This window comes from Alphaproteobacteria bacterium (genome assembly GCA_017302575.1).
Lineage (GTDB): Bacteria > Pseudomonadota > Alphaproteobacteria > Rickettsiales > UBA3002 > JAFLDD01.
Window position 1 is genome coordinate 926,081 of sequence record JAFLDD010000001.1, and the last position, 13,846, is coordinate 939,926.

A 13,846-nucleotide genomic window follows, 5' to 3' on the forward strand; every position below is an offset into this window, starting at 1 on the left:
GGGGGCGTTTCGGCCTTGCATTAACCCCTATTTTGCCTAGGTTAGAAGCGGCTGGCGGCGGGCGATGCCCCCGCGAATCCGGTCAGGGCCGAAAGGCAGCAGCCGTAACGGGATTCGCATCGGGTCGTCCGTCAGCCACTTCACCGCAAGGCGAAGTGGCTTCGTCTTCCAATGTTTCCGGCTCGGTCTACTGACCTCGCCATGAAACACGCTCCGCTGCTCATGGCTGTCTCGCGCTGCTGCGCTCGAATAACAGGAATATAGAATGTATCGCGTTTTAGCTCGCAAATATCGCCCACAAACCTTCCACGACCTGATTGGTCAGGAAGTGTTGGTGCGCACACTCACCAATGCCTTTGCGTCGGGTCGTATCGCGCATGCATTCATGCTTACTGGCATTCGCGGGATTGGTAAAACCACCACGGCACGTATTATTGCGCGCGGCCTGAATTGCATCGGCGCGGATGGCAATGGCGAAGCCACGACCGACCCGTGCGGCGTGTGCAGCAACTGCATTGCGATTGCCGAAGACCGGCATGTTGATGTCATCGAGATGGATGCGGCGTCGAATACGGGCGTTGAAAATATGCGTGATGTGATTGAGTCGGTGCAATACGCGCCCACGAACGCTCGTTATAAAGTCTACATCATCGACGAGGTGCACATGCTCTCCAAAAGTGCGTTCAACGCACTGCTGAAGACGCTTGAGGAACCACCTCCGCATGTGAAGTTCATTTTCGCGACGACTGAGATTCGTAAAATTCCCGTTACCATTATTTCACGTTGCCAACGCTTCGACTTGAAGCGTGTCGATGGTGATATGCTGGCGAATCATCTTATCAGTGTCGCTAAACGCGAAGATATCGCGCTCGACGATATGTGCGCGCAACTCATTGCCACGGCTGCCGAAGGCTCGGTGCGCGACTCACTTTCGATTCTTGATCGCGCTATTGCCATGCATACGGACAATAACGGCAATACCGATATTAAGTCCGACACGTTGCGCGACATGCTCGGTCTGGCCGACAAATCACAAGTCTTCACACTGCTAGAACAGATCACCACAGGCAAAGTCGAAGAGGCGCTGACGCAAGCGAACACGCTGCATAATCAAGGTGCTGACCCGCAAATTTTACTCAGCGATATGATGGAAATCGTGCATTATATCACCCGCGTGGCAACCGCGCCGCAACTGGCGAGCGATGTGCATTACTCACCGCGCGAGCAAGAAAATGCGAAGCGTTTGGCGAAGGAACTTTCGATTCCTGCGCTTACGCGTGCATGGCAAATTTTGCTTAAGGGTGCAGAAGAAATGCGCCAAACATCGCAAGCCCTTCCCTGCTTTGAGATGATTCTGGTACGTCTTGGTTACGCGTCGCAGCTACCAACACCTGCCGCTCTGATCAAACAATTGCAGAACCCTGCTGCTACGGCATCGGCTGCCGTCATTCAGCACGAGGCGCCGCAACCACCACGCACGACTTCTTCTTATTCTGCTCCTACTTCGTACGGTGCAACTGCACTTGCCACACATGCTGTTGCTGCACCACAAGCACAGCCACAAACCATGGCAAAAGCGGAAACCTTCGAAGAGGTACTTGAGCTGTTTAAGCTTAAGCGCGAGCCCATGTTGCTGAGCCACCTTATCAGCGATCTGCGTTTGGTGAGTTTTCAAAAAGGCAAAATCGAGATGCGCCCTGTTGCACACATAGCGGCGGATGTTCCAGCGCGCATTAATCGCCTGCTACAGCAATGGACGGGTGAGCGTTGGACGCTGGTATTTAGCAGCGAAGAAGGCCAACCAACGATTGCCGAGCAACGCAAAATGGAAGCTGCCAAGTTGCGCCAATATGCTGAGTCACACCCTAAAGTTCGCGCAGTGATGGAAGCATTCCCTGCCGCGAAGATTGTTGATTTTATTCCGAACAAAAAGAGTGAGTAGATTATGAATATCCAGAAAATGTTGAAACAAGCACAAGAGATGCAAGCCAAGCTGGGCCAAGCGCAAGCCGCGCTTGAGGCAATGGAATTTGAAGGCAGTGCTGCCAGTGGCACGGTGAAACTCACGCTATCAGGCAAAGGCCATTTGCTGCGCACGACGATTGATGCCAGCGTGCTCGATGATAAAGAAATGCTCGAAGACCTCATCATCGTTGCACATCGTGATGCGAAAGAAAAAATGGATGCCGCCGTTGCCGACACCATGGGCAATGTCACAGGCGGGCTGAACCTTCCTGCAGGAATGAAGCTCCCCTTCTAATATGTCCAATGCGATTGAAAAATTAGTGTCTGAACTGTCGCGGTTGCCTGGGGTTGGCAAGCGTTCGGCGCAGCGATTGGCACTGCATATTTTGCAGCAGAAAGAATCGCGCATTCCACCGCTTGTACAAGCGCTGAACGTGGCACAGGCGGAAGTCAAAACCTGCGAAACCTGCGGTGTGCTGGACGACATGAACCCGTGCCATATCTGCGCGAATGAATTGCGTGACCATGCAGTTATGTGCGTGGTTGAAGACGTTGCCGATGTATGGGCAATGGAGCGCAGCCGCGCCTTCAAGGGCGTCTATCATGTGCTGGGTGGAACGCTCAGCGCGATTGATGGTCGCGGGCCCGAGGCGCTTCGTATTGAGCCACTACTGCGCCGTGTGAAAGAACAGAACGTGACGGAAATTATTCTGGCATTAAGCGCCACCGTTGCAGGGCAAACCACCGCGCATTATGTGGCGGAACGTTTGGAAAATAGCAGCGCAAAAATCACCAAACTTGCGCATGGCATTCCTGTCGGTGGTGAGTTGGATTATATGGATGACGGCACGTTAAGTGCCGCTCTCAGCGCCCGCGTTGCGTATTAACGGGTACGGGCAGTACCGCCCTCAGGCAGTGAATCAGCCCATAGTTTCTGCAATAGACCTTCTGTCCTTTGCGGGCCCTTCATGTTACGAGATATGTAAGTAATGCTGTCTGCCTCAAGCGACCATTTACCTTCTGGCAACGGGTAAAGTTCTGGATTTTTTGATCTTGTCGTTTTACCTTTGTGAGTGACGGTGAACTCCCATTCCGTATTGCCGCTTATCCCTCTAAACTCGTCCTTTGCATTCTTCTCTGGGTTTTTGCGTGTTGCGAGAATCTCTAACGTGGCCTCAGGTTCAGACAACGCATCATGATTGCGGAATTGCAATGCAACCCGCGAGATCATCTTCTGAGGGACAGTGTCACTGACACCCGCACATTGCTGCCCTATTCGTATTTCAGCACGGGCGCGATTACCATTACTCTCAAGCATAAGCTCTGCCGCGCCGCTAAAATCTTTTAGCCTGCCCGTCAGATCACCGCTTTCTACCTTCTCTTTGAATCCCCATCCCATATGTTCTGTATTTTAACCATAAACTGGCAAAAAAGAGTGACAATTTGATGAATTCTACGCCGCGTCGTCTTTGGTGATGCTCAGCACATTCGGTACTTCTTCGGCCTCGCCTTGCACGACATCATCCGCTTTGCTGATGTCATAGCGTGGCAGATTTGCTGGTACTGCGGCGTTCTTAGCGGGGTGCAGCCCCTTCGCCACCATCTTGCGCATACGGCTCAAGCCACGATTCATACTGGCCGAGAATTCATCAAATGCCTTGGCGCTGCCACGAATACCGCTCATCACCTTATCAGCGTGCTTCATGGCCATGATCACATCGCTCATAAGGGCTTGGGTCATTTCCAGAATCACGTGTGATTCTTCCTGTTGTCTGGCCTCACGCACAATGGCGCGCAGCGAAAGCAATAAGCCCGAAAGTGTTACCTTGCCTGCCAGCACAATATCATGCTCGCGCATGAACTGCATGAGATTCGGGTCTTTCTGCATCAAGCGCGTGACGACTTCGTCATTCGGTACGAACATCACTAGTGTGGTGCGCGTGATGGGCTGGCCATTACGGCTTTTGAGTTTCTTGAGTGCATCTTGGTACGACTTGCCCGCCAGTGCCTTCGCGTGGGTGCGCATCGTCGCCTGCAATTCCTTGAATGCTCCGTCGAACTCGGGCGTGCCTTCTTTTTCGAACAGCGCAATGATGTGCTGCGACGCTTTAGAATCAATAATCACCGCATGTTGATGCGGTAGGTAAATCACGCAATCCGGCCTCAAACTGCCCTCCTCACCCGCGAGGTGCACTTGCAATTCGTAGTCCGTGCCCTCGGTGAAGCCATGCTGCTGGAGCAGGTTGTTCATAGTAATTTCGCCCTCGATGCCTGCGCCCATCGGGTTTTGCATGGCACGCACCAGCACAGCAAGCTGGTTACGCGAAGCGTCCACCTGCCCTTGTACCTTACCTAACACCTGCGCTACCTCTTGCTGTTTTTGAGTGAGCGTGTCGGTTGCGGTCTTGGTGAATTGCTCGAACTGCTTATGGGTTTGCTCGCGCTCGCGCTTATGGTCTTCGAGCAGTTTATTGGAAAGTTGGTTGCCAGTTTCAAACGCTGCAGCTTTGCTGTGCTGCATGAAGGCTTCGCGGTCATCGCGCATCTGTTGCATTTGTAACTGCACTTGCTCAACCTGCTGCTCGGCGAGTTTGCGTGCGTTTATTTCAGAATATAACTGTCGCTCGTTCTTGCGTGCCCAGATAAGACAGGCCACAGCAGCAACGGATGATAGCGCTACAAATATCCACGGAAGCATAGGTGTTTCCCTTTTGTAAAATCGACGCTATGCTACCATAGTACGCACAAAGCGCACGGAGAAAATATGGCTAAAAAGAAAACAGCGATCCCCACAGCAGCAATTATTTTGGCAGCCGGTAAAGGCACGCGCATGAAGAGTGAGTTGCCGAAGGTGATGCATAAAATCGCGGGCCGCGCGATGGTTGGCCATGTCATGCACACGGCGCTGGATGCGGGCTTGTCACCCCTCACGCTGGTGGTTGCACCTGGCATGCACACGGTGCGCTCCTACGCGCAATCGGTGGATGAAACGGTGAATTTCGCCGTGCAGGAACAGCAGCTCGGCACGGGGCACGCCGTGCTTTCGGCCAAAGATTCGCTCACGGGATTTGAGGGCAACCTGCTGGTACTTTACGGCGATACGCCACTCATTACCCAAGAGACGATTACGCGGTTGCTCGAAACACTGACGGCGGATGCGACATGTGCCGTGGCCGTGCTTGGCTTCACGCCGCACGACCCTGCGGAGTATGGCCGCTTGGTGCTCGCAAGCGATGGCACGCTGGAGCGCATTGTCGAAGCGCGCGATGCAAACGAAAAAGAAAAACACATTACGCTGTGCAATTCGGGGGTGATTGCGCTGCGCGGGAATGTCGCGTGGGGGCTGCTCTCGAAAATTGGTAACGAGAATAAAAAAGGCGAATATTATTTGACCGACGTGGTGGCGATTGCGCGAAGTGCTGGCTTCACCGCACGCGTGGTCGAGGGTTCGGCGCAAGAAGTGTTGGGCGTGAATTCACGTGTGGAATTAGCGCAAGCGGAGACCGCGATTCAAGAGAAGCTGCGTATTTCGCACATGGAAAACGGTGTGACATTGCTCGCGCCAGAGACGATTTATTTCAGCGCCGATACGCGCATCGGCACCGATGTTATCATCGAGCCGAATGTGTTTTTTGGCACCGACGTAGTGATTGGTGACGGCGTGCATATCAAGGCAAGCTCACACATTGAAGGCACGGTGATTGGCGATAAAGCAAGTGTGGGGCCTTTCGCACGATTGCGCCCTGGCACGAATTTGGGTGAAGGCGCGAAGATCGGTAATTTCGTAGAAATCAAAAAATCGGAAATCGATGCGGGCGCGAAAATTTCGCACCTTAGTTACATTGGTGATGCGACCGTGGGCGAGGAAGCGAACATTGGCGCGGGCACGATTACCTGTAACTATGACGGCTACCAGAAATACCGCACGGTGATTGGGCGCGATGCATTTATTGGTTCGAACACCGCACTCGTTGCGCCTGTGAATGTAGGCGACGGCGCAATTGTCGCGGCAGGTTCGGTAATTACCGAAGACATTGATGCCGATGCACTCGGCGTGGCACGCACCCGCCAAGAACAGAAGCAAGACTGGGCGAAAGTATTTAGAGAAAAGCAAAAGAAGAATTAGGCTTTCAATGCCATCTTCAACGCCGCTTCCACTGCTGCCAGACGAATGGCGCTGCGATCACCGCTAAATAAAAACTTCTCGTGGGTGGTTTTGTTTTTCACGGCACAGGCAACATGCACGAGGCCAACAGGTTTTTCGGCCGTGCCGCCACTGGGCCCTGCAATACCTGTGACAGCAATGGCGATATCTGCATGTGCGGCTTTCAATGCAGCTTCGGCCATCGCTTTGGCGACCTCTTCACTTACGGCACCGTGATTAGCGATGAGCGCTTCTTTCACGCCCAATTCTGTTTTGGCTGCATTCGCATAGGTAACGAAGCCATGGGTGAACACGTCAGATGAGCCTGCAATCTCAGTGAGGAGCGCTGATATCAATCCACCTGTGCAGGATTCGTCGGTGGTGAGTTTCCAGCCACGTGCGCGACATTCCGCCAGCACGTCAATCGCGAGTTTGGTGAGATCGTCGGAGAAAATGCTCATACGCCAGACTCAGGCATATCGCCCGTAATGAGTGGCCAGAACAGGTAGAGTGCGTAAAGCAACGTTCCCGCAAACACCCCTGCGATGAGGTCGTCGAGCATCACGCCCCAACCGCCATTTACCTTGCGGTCTGCCCATGAAATTGGCCATGGTTTTACAATGTCGAAGAAACGGAATAGCACAAAACCTAGCGCGAGAAATTTTATATCCCAGCCACGCAGCTCGATGGTTTCTTCTGCGCCTTCCAAGGACATCGTCATCACCACAATCCAGAGGTGCCAGACAACTAGCGTCAGCCACATTCCAGCAAGTTCATCCACCACGATTTCTTTTGGGTCGTGCGTACTTCCCTTATCGGCCATGTAGCGATTGGCACTTACCGTGCCTAACCAAATAGAAAGAGCCGTAAGCGCCCACAGCACTAGCCAACCAACAGGTAGGTGCATGATGTTGAAGGCAAGAATCACTGCAACAAGTGAGCCAACCGTGCCTGGTGCAAACTTGGATTTTCCCGAAGGGCCAAGGGTTGCGATGTGGTGATAGATGCTCATGCGATACTCACAGTGGCGACGGCTTGTGCGGCAATCCCCTCACCTCGGCCTGTGAAACCCAGACCTTCGGTGGTGGTTGCCTTGACGCTTATAGCGGAAATATCAGTTCCCAACAACTGTGCGATGCGTGTGCGCATCGCTTCGCGATGTGGCGTGATTTTTGGCGCTTCGCAGATAATCGTTACATCCAGATGGTTGAGTGTGGCGTGCTTTTGCGCCAGCAAATCGCGCACATGCTCGACAAACTTCGCGGAGTCCGCGCCTTTCCATTTTGTGTCCGACGGTGGGAAGTGCACGCCAATATCACCCTCGCCTAATGCGCCTAAAATCGCGTCCACGATGGCGTGTAACACCACGTCTGCATCCGAATGGCCTTCGAGCTTTTTGGTGTGAGGAATCTTTACGCCGCCCAAGATAATTGCATCGCCATCAATCAGTTTATGTACGTCATAGCCCATACCGATTTTGGTGATGGGCATGCGCATATCTTCGGCGGTGGTCATTTTGCGGTTTCTCTCTTCGCCTTCGACATACACGATTTTGCCGCCTGCTTGTAGCCATAATTCCGCATCATCCGTTGCGGCGATTTTATTTTTTTGGTGTAGCTCTAAAATCTTCGCAAAAGGAAATGCCTGCGGTGTTTGAATGCGCAGCAGCGTGTTGCGGTCAATCGTTGCGCCATCACGTGTGCGAATCGTATCGGCGACGCTAAGCGCTGGAATCACCGCATCGTTGCCGAGTGCTGCGACGATGTTATCGATGACCGTAGTGGAAAGAAATGGCCGCGCTGCGTCATGAATCAATACGTAATCGGGCGCATGTTTCGCCAAGGCTTCCAAACCCAAACGCACGGAGTCTTGGCGTTCTTTGCCGCCATGGGAGTAAGGAACATCGAGCGTATATAAGTCTTCATGCTCAGACGAAATCACTACCAACACGTTTGAAATGGCGGGGTGGTTCACTAATGTTTGCGCCGAATGCGCCAGCATAGGCTTACCCGCAAGCTGCTGATATTGCTTAGGCAAAGCGCCGCCTGCGCGGGTTCCACTGCCTGCGGCGACAATCAATGCGGCTATTTTCGGTTGGCTCATCTTGCCTCTTGGCCACGGATTTGTTAGGTAGGCGCGGCTTATGCAGCAACTACACGAACAGAGCGCGAAACGCAAACCTATCCAAATCGGGCATATCACGCTCGATGACCACGCCATATTGGCGCCGATGACGGGGGTGAGTGACCTGCCTTTCCGTAAGCTGGTCAAAGGCTTTGGCGCGCCGCTGGTGGTGAGCGAGATGATTGCCAGCAAAGCGGTGATACTCGAAACGAAGAACGCCATTCGCATGGCGCAGAAAGACGTGGCGGAGCGCCCGTTTTCGGTGCAGCTGGCTGGGTGCGACCCTGAAGTGATGGCCGAGGCTGCCAAGCTGAATGAAGACCGCGGTGCCGATATCATCGACATTAATTTCGGCTGCCCCGTGAAAAAGGTCGTGAATGGCATGGCGGGTTCGGCGCTAATGCGTGAAGAAGGCTTGGCGATGCGCATTCTGGAAGCGACCGTGAAAGCGGTGAAGATTCCCGTGACGCTGAAAATGCGCATGGGGTGGGATCATAACTCGCTTAACGCGCCCATCTTTGCAAAACGCGCGGAGGAGCTGGGCATTCAGATGATTACGATTCATGGCCGCACGCGCTGCCAGATGTATAAAGGTTCGGCGGATTGGGATTTTATTCGCAGTGTGAAAGACGTGGTGAAGCTGCCGGTGATTGCGAATGGCGATATCACGACCTATGCAGATGTGGATGCAGCACTCGAAAAATCCGGCGCGGATGGGGTGATGATTGGTCGTGGTTCTTACGGTCGCCCATGGTTTATCAACCAAGCGTGCCGCCATTTACGTGGCGAGAAAGCGCCTGCCGACCCTTCGCTTGATATTCAGCGCGATATTGTGCTTCAGCATTATGAAGACATGCTTTCCTATTACGGTGAGGTGAATGGTTTGCGCATCGCGCGTAAACATGTTGGCTGGTATGCGGGCGGGTTGCACGACTCGTCGCAATATCGCCAGAAGGTCAATACATCGACCGATGTGAACGCTGTGAAAATACTGATTCGTGATTATTATAATGGCTTGCTTGATAAAGGCTTCACGCAACGCGCGCATGAGAAAGTGACCGAAGGTGAAGGAGAATAAATCGCTCAAGCCTGATTTCGTATTGCCCGCGCCGGAATGGACGGCGCTTTCGGCACAGCTTGCAGCATCCCTCGCCCATGAAATTCGCAACCCGCTTTTGTCCATCAAAGGTGCGGCGCAATTGCTTGAACAATCCGCGAATGACGAAGACAAAACACTCGCGCAACTTATCATCAATGAAGCGAAACGCATTGAGCAGTTGGTCGCAACGCTCGACCCGCTCACGCCAAACCCCACGCAAAAAATGGAGCCGCTGAATATTCACGAGATTACGGAATATGTGCGTCTCGCTGCGGAATCATCGTTTGGTGCGCAGGTGAAATTCGTGACACACTATGACCCCTCGATTCCCGATGTGCGCGGTGTGAAAGAGCAACTCATTCAAGCACTCATGAACCTTGTGAAAAATGCGTGCGAGGCGGTTGAGAAAACCGAAACACCAACGGTGACGATTCGCACGCGCTATATGCTGGGTGAACGTATGCAGCGCGTAGGTGGCCGCAAATTGCCGATTCAGGTGACGATTGAAGATAATGGTGCGGGTGTTCCCGCCGCTATCGCTCCGCGCCTGTTCACACCCTTCAATAGCGGGCGCGACGGCAAAGGGTTGGGGCTGGCCATCGTTGCCAAGATTATCGAGGAACATGAAGGGCTTGTCGCCTGTGAGTCAGCGCCTGATTCGCCAGCTATTTTCAGTTTGTATTTGCCACAGGCATAGTTTCGTCTGGCGGGGGTCTTACCCCCGCAAACCCCTGCCGCAAGCGGCTCGCGCAGCTTCGGCGCTACGCGGTTGCATTTCGATAGGCTTAGGGCTATAAACTGCCTAAAAATTAGGCAAAACCAAAAAATAGGCAGGTATCTCATGAGCTCCACCATTCTTTTAGTTGATGATGACGCAAGCATTTTGCTGGTGCTTTCACGCGCCCTTACCAAGCAGGGCTACCATGTCGAGCAATTCACCAACGTGCCGGACGCAACGCGCGTCATTAAAAACGGTGTCGGCGATATTGTGATTACGGATGTGGCGATGCCTTCGGGCAATGGGTTGGATGGATTGGCCGAGTGGCACCGTGCACGCCCTGAGCTGCCGGTGATTGTGATGAGCGCGCATAATACATTGCTCAATGCTGCCAAAGCACAAGAGCTTGGAGCAGTGGAATTCCTGCCAAAACCATTTGATCTTGATTCATTGAATGAATCGGTTGCGCGTGCATTGCGCCATGAGTTGCGTGTGAATGCAGCGGAGGATGATGGCATTGTGCGCATCGACGAAGGCGTGACGCTGGTTGGTAAATCTCCAGCCATGCAAAATATTTTCCGGGTGCTGGCGCGCCTCATCACCAATGACCTCACGGTGTTGGTACAAGGTGAGTCGGGTACGGGTAAAGAGCTTGTTGCACGTGCGCTCCATGCACTTAGCAAGCGTAAAGCTGCGCCATTCATTGCACTCAACATGGCGGCAATTCCACGTGAACTGATTGAGTCGGCATTGTTCGGTCACGAGAAAGGTTCGTTCACTGGCGCACACCAACGCCAGCTTGGTGCTTTCGAGCGCGCACAGGGCGGCACGTTATTCTTGGATGAAATCGGCGACATGCCGATGGAAGCGCAAACGCGTTTGCTGCGCGTATTGCAGCAGGGTGAGTTCTCGCCGATTGGTTCGACGCGCTCGATTAAAACCGATGTGCGCATCATTGCAGCGACACACCATGATTTGTCGCAGCGCGTAGCGAGCGGCGATTTCCGCGAAGATTTATTCTATCGCCTGAATGTGGTGCCCGTTGCCGTTCCTTCGTTGCGCGAGCGTGCGGACGATATTCCACTATTGGCGCAGCACTTCTTGAAGCTTGCTGCACAGCGCGGCTTACCTGCGAAGCAGCTCGATGCAAGCGCATTGCAGATACTGAAGGAGCATGTGTGGAAAGGTAATATCCGCGAGTTGGAAAATCTGATGTATCGTCTCTGCGCATTGCAAACACCACCGATGTTACGTGCGGAAGATGTGATGGCGCATGTGGGGGCTGCATTGGTTGTGCCGCTCTTCACGGAAGCAACGAATGCACCAAGCGCTGAGAATCTCAGCGATCAAGTCTATCGCCACATCCGCCATACCTTTGCAACGCACGGCAGCGATGTGCCCGTCACCGGCCTTTATGACCGCGTACTGCGTATTGTTGAAAAACCCCTCATCGAGCAGACATTGCGCGTGACGGGCGGCAACCAAATCAAGGCCGCGGAGATTCTTGGTATCAACCGCAATACGCTGCGCAAGAAAATGCGTGAGCTGGAAATCGATGCGAAGCGACTCATGATGATGGACGCTGCATGAATGTGATGAGCGCGAATCCCCCCTCACAACCGATAGGTTTGCGTAAGGCTTCGCGCCGCACGCGCCGTCGTGTGTTGGGATTGGCGCTGATGGCGTTAGCCTTAATCACCACCACCTTATTCTTGACACTGATTAGTGAAACGGGTGAAGGCACTACCTCACCACAATCCGCGATGTGGCTTACGCTCTCGACGCTAGCGCTGCTGGTTGCGCTGGCATCGATTATCGTGAAGCGTGCTTATGAGCTATGGCAGGCCAGCAAAAAAGGGTTGGTAGGCACGCGTTTGCAAACGCGTATTTTACTCATGTTCTGCGTAGTGACGATTGTTCCCACGATTATCGTTTCGATATTCTCGGCAGTGTTTTTCAATATTGGCGTGAAGTCATGGTTTGATCAGCGCGTAAGCAAAGCGTTGCAAGAATCGGTAGTCATTGCGCGTGCTTATATGGAAGAGCATCGCAATACATTGCAAGTTGGCGCCAGTGGACTGGCCGAAGAAATCAAACGCGATATTACGATTGGCTCCGTACAATCGGCTGAGTTTGAGCGTAAGTTGACGGTACAGGCCGCGCTACGCAATTTGTCGGAAGCCATTGTGTTTGAGCGCAGCCGTGTGTTAGCGCGCACTGCCCTTTCCTTCTCGCTAGTGTTTGAACGCATGCCCGAAGAGGTGTTCGCGCGCGCTGATCGTGGTGAAATGGTAATGATTGGCGAAGGTGACGACCGCATTCAAGCCGTTATCAAAATCCGTCAATATCCTGATCTGTATTTGCTAGTAGGGCGCGTGGTAGACCCTAAGGTTATTGAGCATCTGCAATCTGCTAAAGGTGCGGTGAAGCAGTTCAAGAAATTAGAGCACGATATAGCGGCGCTGCGTCTACAATTCTCGGTTGCCTTTATCATGTTGGCGTTGCTGCTACTGCTGACTTCTATTTGGGCGGGCATGCAGTTGGCGATGAAACTCATCAACCCCATTTCACAACTCATTAGCGCAACGGATCGCGTGCGCGCTGGTGATTACAGCATCAAGGTGCATGAAGGCCCCGCCAATGATGAGGTGGCAAACCTTGCGCGTACCTTTAACCGCATGACAGCGCAGCTTGAAAAACAACGCAGCGATTTGATGGATGCTAACCGCGCCGTGGATGAGCGTCGTCGCTTTACCGAAGCGGTATTATCAGGTGTTTCGGCAGGCGTTATCGCGCTGGATGCACACGGGTTAATTACACTCACCAATCGCCGCGCGATTGAATTGCTCGGCCTTGCCGATGATGTCACCATCACCCACCGCGCACTGGAAGAAATCCTACCCGCTATACGCCCACTCATTGCACAGGCTGAGAAAAAGCCCGAAAAAGGCGCAGCGCAAGATATCGTGATTGATCGTGGTGATGCACGCATCACGCTGCACGTGCAAATCACCGTTGAGCGTTTCATGGATGTGATTGAAGGATTCATCGTAACCTTCGACGACATCACCGACCTGATGAGCGCGCAGCGTAGCGCCGCATGGGCAGATGTTGCACGCCGCATTGCGCATGAAATTAAAAACCCGCTCACACCGATTACGCTTTCTACCGAGCGTCTCAAGAAAAAATTCGCGCCTGAAATCACCTCCGATAAAGAAGGCTATTTACGTTACATCGATACGATCTCGCGCCACGTGAAAGACATTGGTCGCATGGTCGAGGAGTTCGTTGCGTTCGCACGTATGCCTGTTGCCAGCTTCAAGGACGAAGACGTGGTATCGCTGATCAAACGCACCGTATTCTCTGAGCAAACCGTGCATCCTGAAATTTCCTACACGATGGATTTGCCAGATACAGCACGCCTCGTATGCGATGAACGCCAAGTGGGGCAAGTACTGCTTAACCTCATCAAGAATGGTGCAGAAGCATTCGAGAATGTTCCGAGCGATCAGCCCCGCACTATTTCGATCGCGCTTACCATGAATGATGATTTCATGAACATTACGATTCGCGATAATGGCACGGGTTTCCCGCTCGATAAATTAGATCGTCTCACCGAACCTTATGTAACAACGCGCGCGAAGGGAACAGGTCTTGGACTTGCGATTGTAAAGCGCTCGATGGAAGAACATCGCGGTACGATTACGCTGAGTAATCACCCCGAAGGTGGCGCGATGGTGCAACTCGCATTTTCGAGAAAAATCACTGCCACGTAAAAAAAGGCTTTACATCTAGA

General features: G+C 53.0%; 13 protein-coding genes and 1 other RNA gene. 9 read left to right on the forward strand and 5 right to left on the reverse strand.

From position 1 onward, the window contains the following. Window positions 1–46: 46 nt before the first annotated feature. From ffs to recR, 4 genes are all read left to right on the forward strand, one after another. Window positions 47–143: signal recognition particle sRNA small type (ffs, locus tag J0M34_04820), an RNA gene on the forward strand. Window positions 144–265: 122 nt separating this feature from the next. After that, window positions 266–1,942 carry a DNA polymerase III subunit gamma/tau gene (locus tag J0M34_04825; GenBank protein MBN8543570.1) on the forward strand — a complete coding sequence of 559 codons (1,677 nt, stop codon included), beginning with the start codon at window positions 266–268 and terminating at the stop codon, window positions 1,940–1,942. Continuing rightward, a complete protein-coding gene (locus J0M34_04830; protein MBN8543571.1) occupies window positions 1,943–2,260 on the forward strand; it encodes a YbaB/EbfC family nucleoid-associated protein in 318 nt (105 codons plus the stop codon). 1 nt (window position 2,261) lies between these two features. Next, complete coding sequence (gene recR / locus J0M34_04835; GenBank protein ID MBN8543572.1) at window positions 2,262–2,852, forward strand: recombination protein RecR; 591 nt, start codon at window positions 2,262–2,264, stop codon at window positions 2,850–2,852. Here the strand turns inward: recR and J0M34_04840 are convergent. Both J0M34_04840 and J0M34_04845 read right to left on the reverse strand, forming a co-directional pair. Next, window positions 2,849–3,364 (reverse strand): hypothetical protein, encoded by a 516-nt coding sequence (locus J0M34_04840; GenBank protein ID MBN8543573.1) that lies wholly within the window; start codon window positions 3,362–3,364, stop codon window positions 2,849–2,851. The two genes, recR and J0M34_04840, sit on opposite strands and share 4 nt — an antisense overlap. 54 nt (window positions 3,365–3,418) lie before the next feature. Continuing rightward, on the reverse strand, window positions 3,419–4,663 hold the full coding sequence (locus tag J0M34_04845) for a DNA recombination protein RmuC (protein MBN8543574.1): 1,245 nt from the start codon (window positions 4,661–4,663) through the stop codon (window positions 3,419–3,421). 66 nt (window positions 4,664–4,729) lie between these two features. On the opposite strand from J0M34_04845, the gene glmU reads away from it, so the two are divergent. Further along, the gene (gene glmU, locus J0M34_04850) at window positions 4,730–6,091 is read left to right on the forward strand and encodes a bifunctional UDP-N-acetylglucosamine diphosphorylase/glucosamine-1-phosphate N-acetyltransferase GlmU (protein MBN8543575.1); all 1,362 of its coding nucleotides are present in this window, start codon (window positions 4,730–4,732) and stop codon (window positions 6,089–6,091) included. On the opposite strand, the gene J0M34_04855 is transcribed toward glmU, so the two are convergent. Genes J0M34_04855 through J0M34_04865 form a run of 3 tightly spaced genes read right to left on the reverse strand, consistent with a single transcriptional unit; the run spans window position 6,088 to window position 8,212 of the window. Then, on the reverse strand, window positions 6,088–6,570 hold the full coding sequence (locus tag J0M34_04855; GenBank protein MBN8543576.1) for a CinA family protein: 483 nt from the start codon (window positions 6,568–6,570) through the stop codon (window positions 6,088–6,090). The genes glmU and J0M34_04855 overlap by 4 nt on opposite strands. Beyond that, on the reverse strand, window positions 6,567–7,121 hold the full coding sequence (locus tag J0M34_04860; protein MBN8543577.1) for a phosphatidylglycerophosphatase A: 555 nt from the start codon (window positions 7,119–7,121) through the stop codon (window positions 6,567–6,569). The genes J0M34_04855 and J0M34_04860 overlap by 4 nt, the downstream gene beginning before the upstream one ends. Further along, the gene (locus tag J0M34_04865) at window positions 7,118–8,212 is read right to left on the reverse strand and encodes a bifunctional 2-C-methyl-D-erythritol 4-phosphate cytidylyltransferase/2-C-methyl-D-erythritol 2,4-cyclodiphosphate synthase (GenBank protein MBN8543578.1); all 1,095 of its coding nucleotides are present in this window, start codon (window positions 8,210–8,212) and stop codon (window positions 7,118–7,120) included. Before J0M34_04865 ends, J0M34_04860 begins: the two co-directional genes overlap by 4 nt. A 40-nt stretch (window positions 8,213–8,252) precedes the next feature. Here J0M34_04865 and dusB point away from each other — a divergent pair, with 40 nt between their 5' ends. The 4 genes from dusB (at window position 8,253) to J0M34_04885 (ending at window position 13,826) form a co-directional block, all read left to right on the forward strand. Beyond that, window positions 8,253–9,311 carry a tRNA dihydrouridine synthase DusB gene (gene dusB / locus J0M34_04870; protein ID MBN8543579.1) on the forward strand — a complete coding sequence of 353 codons (1,059 nt, stop codon included), beginning with the start codon at window positions 8,253–8,255 and terminating at the stop codon, window positions 9,309–9,311. Then, the gene (locus J0M34_04875; GenBank protein MBN8543580.1) at window positions 9,298–10,029 is read left to right on the forward strand and encodes a hypothetical protein; all 732 of its coding nucleotides are present in this window, start codon (window positions 9,298–9,300) and stop codon (window positions 10,027–10,029) included. Before dusB ends, J0M34_04875 begins: the two co-directional genes overlap by 14 nt. Before the next feature lie 144 nt (window positions 10,030–10,173). Next, window positions 10,174–11,640 (forward strand): nitrogen regulation protein NR(I), encoded by a 1,467-nt coding sequence (ntrC, locus tag J0M34_04880; GenBank protein ID MBN8543581.1) that lies wholly within the window; start codon window positions 10,174–10,176, stop codon window positions 11,638–11,640. 5 nt (window positions 11,641–11,645) lie between these two features. Further along, on the forward strand, window positions 11,646–13,826 hold the full coding sequence (locus J0M34_04885; protein ID MBN8543582.1) for a PAS domain-containing sensor histidine kinase: 2,181 nt from the start codon (window positions 11,646–11,648) through the stop codon (window positions 13,824–13,826). Window positions 13,827–13,846 lie beyond the last annotated feature (20 nt).